The organism is Alphaproteobacteria bacterium (genome assembly GCA_040905865.1).
In the GTDB taxonomy this organism is placed as follows: domain Bacteria; phylum Pseudomonadota; class Alphaproteobacteria; order UBA8366.
The window spans coordinates 34,402-41,550 of sequence record JBBDQU010000028.1 but is presented as its reverse complement, the minus strand read 5'-3'; the positions used below and the strand labels follow the sequence as shown (position 1 = coordinate 41,550).

Sequence of the window (7,149 nt, the reverse complement as noted above, 5' to 3'; positions counted from 1 at the left end):
CCGGCGGCAAGGAAAAATATTCCCTCTTGCAACTTAACGCCTAATGGGTGTCACCAAATTTTCCAGGACCGTCGGAAAGCGGCGCACGTGAACAGGAAAAATTCACGATGCCATTGTATCCCGGGGTTGTCCCTGCGTCTGCGGGGATGTGGAACGGGTCGAGCAGGCCATCCGTGCAAATACGGGCAAATACGGTAACGCTGCACTATTTTTCAGGCGAAAAGATGAAAGGCGGGCTGTTGCCGCCATTCGGATTCCTGATCGGAAGGCTCGTGCGGGATGTGGCCCGGCCGTTTCCGCGATGGCCGGGCTTCATTGACTTTTTGCATTAAATAGTATAATATTCCTGTTTTCTCCCTTTCACGGAGGTCAGGGATATGAACAGACCGAACGGGCGGCATGAATTGTTCTGCCGGGAATATGTCCGGCGGCCGGTGGGTAGTGCCGCCGCCATTGCGGCGGGGTACGGCGAGGATAATGCGGCGGGGCAGGCCTGCCGGCTGCTGGCGCGGCCGGATATCCAGGCGCGGATCGCGGCGCTGCGCGAGGAAGTCGCCGCCCGGCAGGTGGCGGATTCCAATGCGGTGCTGGCGCGGCTGCAATCGATCTACGAACTGGCGCTGGAGCAGAACCAGCTGAATACCGCGCTGCGCGCCGTGGCGATGCAGCTGAAGGTATCCGAGGCGATCCCCGCGTGGCGGAAGGCGGCCCGCCCGGCACCCGCCGCTGCAACACCGGATTTCGATGCGATGCTGGCGGCGCTGGAGGCGAGCCTGCCGCCGGAGGTCACGGCGCAAGGCGAAGCTCCGGCCATGCCCGACGCGCCATCCCCGGCCTTGCCCGACGCGCCATCCCCGGCCTTGCCCGACGAACCTTTCCCGTCCCGCCCGCCCGGGCCGGATGCCGCCCGCGCGCGGGAGATTCCGCCGGTTCCGCTCCCCGGCATGCCGATAAATGCCAATAAAAGCCAACCATCGGATACTTTTTTTGCGGCGCGGGCCGCTCAATCCGCGCCGCCCGGCGCTGCGGTATAATGCCGGTTGACAGGGAAGCTGCGGATGGATGATCAATCGCGCCGACAACCAGAGCAACCCATCCGATAACGAGACGGTACGATACCGCCGGTCCTGCCGGCTCCGTATTCATGCGCCGCAAAAGGTCCGCCGACAATGACCACAGCACCGGACGATCCGGGCGCGCCCCGCGCCGATGGGTCCGATATTCCCTACCGGGCCATATTCTGGCTGTCGACCGCGAGTTTCGCGGCGGCGGCGAATTTCCGGGTGGTGGATACGATGCTGCCGGCGATCGGCGACGGGTTCGGCGTGTCGGCGGCGCAGGCCTCGGTCGTCGTGGCGGCCTATGCGGTCACCTTCGGCGTGCTTCAGCTGCTCTACGGGCAGCTTGGCGACCGTTACGGGCGGCTCTGGGTCGTCACCATCGCCGCCGGCCTGGCGGGGTTCGCGGGCATCGCCTGCGCGTTCTCCACCTCGTTGACCATGCTGACGGTGCTGCGCGCGGTTTCCGGCGGGATGGCGGCGGGGATCGTGCCGTCCGCGCTGGCCTTCATCGGCGACACGGTGCATTTCGACCGGCGGCAGGCGATGCTGGCCCGCTTCGCGCTGGGCACCACGCTGGGGCAGGTCTTCGGCCAGTCGGTCGGCGGGGTGCTGACCGCGCATCTGGGCTGGCGCTATACCTTCGGCTGCCTGGCGGGGCTGTTCGCGGTGGCCGCCTTCGCGCTTTACTTCGAAGCCCGCAAGCGCAAGCGGGTGCGCCCGACCGGGCGGCTGCAACTGATCGCGGGCACGGTATCGACCCTGTCGCTGCTGAAGCGGCGCAATATCCGCATGGTGCTGGCGCTGCTGTTCTTCGAGGCGGCCTTCGGCATGGGGACCTTCACCTTCGTCGCCACCCATCTGCGGGAAAGTTTCGGCCTCGGCTACGACCATATCGGCTTGCTGATCACGCTGAACGCGCTGGGGGCGCTGTTCTATTTCACCTGCGCGCCCTACCTGCTGCGCAAGGTCGGGCAGATCGGCATCGTGCTCACGGGCGGCGCGCTGCTCGGCCTGTCCTATGCGGGGGTGGTGTTTTCCGGCTCCTGGTATCCGTTCATCGCCATCATCTTCGCCAACGGGATGGGGCTCTACATGCTGCACAACACGATGCAGACCTATGCGACCCAGATGGCGCCGGACAGGCGCGGCCCCGGCATGTCGCTGTTCGCCGCGACGCTGTTCCTGTCGCAGACGGTGGGTGTGCTGCTGACCGGCTTCCTCTACGCCCATTTCGGCCCGGTGCCGGCCTTCACGCTGGCCGCCGTGATCCTGCCGGTGCTGGGCATCGTGATGCGGATGCGGATAAAGGGGAATGCGCTGCGGGCGGCGGAATAGGGGCCTGTTTCAGGCGCTCAATTGCCGGGCAACGGCGCCGGGGCCTTTGGGCAGGGCGCTTATGCCGCCGGTCAGGCCGGCGGCAATGGCCGCGATGACGCCCAGCGCAAGCGGCAGCAGAAACGAAACGACCCCCGGTGCCCATGCGATGTGCAGGGCCTCGGCGACCAGCCAGTAGCCGCCGACCTGCCCCGCCATGCCGCCCAGCACCGCCGCGCCCGCGCCAATGGCGGCGGCTTCCGCCAGCCGCGCCAGCGCCACTTCCCGGCGCGATGCGCCGATCAGGACGAAGGCGAGCGCTTCCCGCCTGCGGGCATCCACGTCCGCGGCGAAAACCGCCGTGACCGAGAGCGCGCCCGAGACCAGCAGCGTTACCGCGACGGCAAGCGAGGCGAGCACCGCGCCCGCGATGACGTCGGTAACCTGGGCGACGATGCGCCGGATGTCGATGGCGGTGATATTGGGCGCCGTCGTTGCAAGTTCGCGGATCAGGTTGTCGACGGCTGTCCCGTCGCGGCCTTCAAGGCTCATGACCCATGAATGGGGCGCGTCCCGGAAGGGCTGCGGCGAAGCGACCATCAGGAATTCGGGGCGGAAGGTCCGGTGGTATTCCTTGCGGATATTGGCGACTTCCGAGGTGAAGGTCCGGCCCAGCACGCTGTAGGTGATCCGGTCGCCCGGTTTCAGGTCGAAGGCTTCCTGGACGTCCTCCTCGGCGGAAATGAGCGGCGGACCGTCATACGCCGCATCCCACCATTCGCCGGCCAGAAGCTCCGCCCCCGTCGGCTCGGCGGCCCAGGCGAAGCTGCGGTCGCCTTCGATGACCCAGGACTTGCCCGGCCGCTTCAGGGCATCCGCCGCGGGGATATCGTTCACCGACAGGATTATCGCGCGCATGAAGGGCGAGGATTGCAGGTCCGACAGGGCCGGATCGCCTTCGATCCGGGCGGCGATCCGATCCACCTGCGATGGCTGCACGTCCATCAGGATGATATCGGGAATCCGGTCAGGCAGTTCCGACTTCAGCGACTGCTCCAGGGAACTCTGCGCCGCGATGATGGCGGTGACGCCCGCGATGCCGATTCCGATGGCCACGGCCTTGGTCGCGACGGCGCCCGGCATGCTCAGCCCCTGCCGCGCGACCAGGGCGATGAATCCCGGGGCCCGGCCACGGGCCGCGATACGGGCGAGGGCCCAGCCGCAAAGCCCGAGTATTCCGGCGGCGGCGCCGAGGCCGAAACCCGCGGTGGCGGCGAGCGCCGGGAAGGGCAGGGTGAAGATGGCGAAAACGATTGCTGTCCCCATGACGGCGGCGCCGATCAGCAGATGATGCGGGGCGGGGCTGAGCGGCGCATCGCCGCTGCGCATGGCCGCCCCCGGCGACAGTCGCGCCGCGCCCGACAGCGTTGCGATGCTGGCGCCCGCGATGCCGACGGCCAGAATCGCCGTGACCTGCAAGGCGGGCATCACAAGCGCCGCGGGGGACCACAGCAGTTGCAGGCGGGTCGCCACCGTATCCATCATTATCGCCGCAACGATACCGGCCAGCCCCAGGCCGGCGGCGATGGCCAGACAGGCCGCGACCGCGATGATGACGGCATGCAGGACGACGACGACAACCGGGGTCGCGCCGGACAGCCGGTACAGGGCGATGGTCCGGGCGCGGCGCGCGACCCACACGCTCGCGGCGGCCCAGGCGCCGGCCAGTCCGACGGCCAGGGCGACCACGCCGGCGACGCCGAGGAACGTCGTCGTGCGGTCGACGGTGCGGCGGACCTGGTCGCCCGCGTCCTGCGGCGTCTCGATTTCCCAGCCGCCTTGCGGGTTCAGGTCGCGTATCGCCGCCAAGGCCCCCGAAACGCCGGTTCCGTCGTCAAGCCGGATGCGATACCGGTACTCGACCAGGGAGCCGAAGCGCAGCAGGCCGGTATCCTCCAGCCGCGGCAGCCCGATCAGTATCCGGGGACCCACCATGAACCGGCCGGCGGACAGCCGGTCCGGTTCGGTCAGCAGCGTGCCGTCTATGCGGAATTCCGTATCGCCGATGCGGATGATGTCGCCGGTCCCGGCGCTGAAGCGGGCAAGGAACGCGGGCTCGACCAGGGCGCCGGGCAGGCCGTTCCGGTCGGCAAAAAGCGTCTCCGGTAACACCCCGTCGGCAAGGCGCAGCGTACCATACAGGGGATAGGCATCGTCGACCGCTTTCAGTTCGACGGGCGCCCGCACCTCGCCCACGGTCGCGGAGGTCCGCAGTTCCACGGTGCGCGATACCTGCCCGAGATCCTGCACGCTGCGAAGACTGCCCTCGCCGAGCGGCGCGTTGACCGTCGTGATCGCGATGTCGCCGCCCAGAATCGCCGCGCCGCTGCCCGACAGGGCGCGCGACAGCCCGGCGCCCAGCATCCAGACGGAACCCAGTACGAACATCGCCATGACGACGCAGGCCATGAACAGGCGGAGGCCGACAATGCCTGACGCCAGTTCGGCCGCCAGCAATTCCCTGAGTACATGGAAACTGATGCTGCTGCGATTGCTCATGTCGGTCATGTCATCCGGCAATCCGGCCGGCGTCGATTGCGACCGTCCGGTCACAGCGCGCCGCCAGGTCCCGGTCATGGGTGACCAGAACCATTGCGGCGCCGCTGTCCCGCGTCAGCGAGAACATCGCCTCCGCGATGATATCGCCCGTTTTCTGATCCAGGTTGCCCGTGGGTTCGTCCGCCAGCACGAGCTTCGGTTCGGCGACAAAGGCGCGGGCGATTGCCACCCGCTGCTGTTCGCCCCCTGACAGGGCGGCCGGGCGGTGCGTCAGGCGATGGCTCAAGCCCATGCGGTCGAGCATCCTGCCGGCCCGTTCCTCCGCATCCCGGATTCCGGCCAGCACCAGCGGCAGCGAGACATTTTGCAAGGCCGTCATGGCCGGGACGAGGTGATACGACTGGAACACGACGCCGATATCGCGCCGGCGCAGATGCGTGCGGTCCCGCTCGCTTGCGTCGTTCATGTCCAGGCCGAGGATTTCGGTATTGCCGCCCGTCGGCGATTCCAGCCCCGCCATGACGGCGATCAACGAGGATTTGCCCGAACCCGAAGGGCCGGTAACCGCGACGGTTTCGCCGGCGGCGACGGTCAGGTCGATGCCTTTCAGGATCGCGATATCGCCCGCCGGCGTAGGGTAGCTGAGGCGCGTGCCGCGCAGCACGGCTACATTGTCGATTTCCGGGATTGTCCGCTCCGCTCGCCGATTCTGGTCCTGTAATCCCAGGATAGGGATCAATTACGGAAATAGAAACGTGGCGGCTGATTTTCACTTCACATTCCGGTGAGAATGGACCCGGGCCGCCCGTCGATACGCTTGCCTATGCCGGTCGCAACAGGTCGCGGAACACGCGCGCGTCATCCAGCGTCTCCAGGCCCATGACCGTGTCGCGGATCGTATCCGCGCGCCGCGCATCCACCGCGCGGGTGGCGTTGTCGGTGAACTTGGCGGTCACGGTTTCCTCGCCGAGCGGGCGTTCCGGCGCGCCGCGATGGATATCCTCGCGATGCTCCAGCCGGCGGCCATCCCTCGTGGTCACGATCACGGCGGCGGAATAGTATTTCGGGAAGGTGCTCCGCGGGTCGATTTCGTAATCGACCTTCTGCGCCAGCGCCTGTACCACGGGATCGCCCAGCGCGTCGTCGCCGTGGTCGGCGAGGGAAAAGCCGCGCCGCGCCAGCGCCGCCGCGACTGTGTAGTAGACGCTGAACTCGCCCGCATAGCCGTCATCCGGGTGCCGTTTCAGCGCCGCCGGTTCGCAGACCGTATTGACCGCCGCTTCCGGCAGCAGGACGGTCACGCGGGCGATGTCGCCGGGGGTCAGGTCGTGCCGCCGCGCCAGCGCGGCCGCCGCGTCGATCGGCGCGATGTTGAAATAACAGGCCGGCAGCGGCTTGAAGGATACGTCGTCGAGATGCCAGCGCGTGCCCAGCCCCTCGGTCGCGAGCGCGAGGTCGACCGCCTCCGCGCCGTCGCGGACATACTGGGCGTAGAGGCCGAAACGCCCCTCATAGGGCAGCGCGGGGCCGCGAAACCCGCCCTTCGCCAGCAGCGCCGCCGTGGCGCCGCCGACCCCGCCCCAGCCGGGATGCATGCGCTTGGTCCAGGCCATGGCGTCGATGAATTCGCGCGTGCCGCCGGCGGTGCTGAGCGCGAGGCCTTGGGCCAGGGTGAGTTCGGTTTCGGTCAGGCCCAGCAGCTTTCCCGCCACCAGGGACGTGGCGAAGGGGCTGACGATCCCGCCCGCGTCGAAACCGTTGCGGGGAAAGCCGCCCTTCGATGCGCCGCCGATTCGGATCGCGCATTCCAGCCCCGCGATATAGGCGGTCAGCAACTCCGCGCCGCTCAACCCCTTCTCGACGGCGAGGGTCAGCGCCGGCGGGACGCAGAAGGAACTGGGATGGACCCGGCCATGGATCGAGGTGTCGTCGAAATCAAGCCCGTGGATCAGGATGCCGTTGACCAGGATGGCGTCCCGCACCGCCAGGCGATGCGGCAGGCCGATGACCAGCGCGTCGCCCTCGCTGAGCAGTTGCAGCCCGTCGGCGGCGCGGCGCCCGAAGGCCTGCGTCGAACTGGCCAGCGCGATGCCGATGGCGTCGAGCAGTTGCAGCCGCGCGTGATGCCGGCTGTCGCCGGGAATGTCATCCAGCGACAGCCCGGCGACAAATCGCGCGAGCCGGCTGGCGATGCTGCCGACACTGGTCATGACCG

General features: G+C 68.0%; 5 protein-coding genes. 2 read left to right on the top strand and 3 right to left on the bottom strand.

All coding sequences use genetic code 11. The features are described from left to right. The first annotated feature begins 377 nt into the window (after window positions 1-377). Window positions 378-1,034 (top strand): terminase small subunit, encoded by a 657-nt coding sequence (locus WD767_06015; GenBank protein ID MEX2615632.1) that lies wholly within the window; start codon window positions 378-380, stop codon window positions 1,032-1,034. Window positions 1,035-1,169: 135 nt separating this feature from the next. After that, window positions 1,170-2,396, top strand: a complete 1,227-nt coding sequence (locus WD767_06010; GenBank protein ID MEX2615631.1) for an MFS transporter — start codon at window positions 1,170-1,172, stop codon at window positions 2,394-2,396. A gap of 9 nt (window positions 2,397-2,405) precedes the next feature. On the opposite strand, the gene WD767_06005 is transcribed toward WD767_06010, so the two are convergent. From WD767_06005 to WD767_05995, 3 genes are all read right to left on the bottom strand, one after another. Then, window positions 2,406-4,934, bottom strand: a complete 2,529-nt coding sequence (locus tag WD767_06005) for an FtsX-like permease family protein (protein ID MEX2615630.1) — start codon at window positions 4,932-4,934, stop codon at window positions 2,406-2,408. A 10-nt stretch (window positions 4,935-4,944) separates the two neighbouring features. After that, window positions 4,945-5,598, bottom strand: coding sequence for an ABC transporter ATP-binding protein (locus WD767_06000; protein MEX2615629.1), 654 nt, complete (start codon window positions 5,596-5,598; stop codon window positions 4,945-4,947). 157 nt (window positions 5,599-5,755) lie between these two features. Then, on the bottom strand, window positions 5,756-7,144 hold the full coding sequence (locus WD767_05995) for an MmgE/PrpD family protein (protein MEX2615628.1): 1,389 nt from the start codon (window positions 7,142-7,144) through the stop codon (window positions 5,756-5,758). Between the last annotated feature and the right edge of the window lie 5 nt (window positions 7,145-7,149).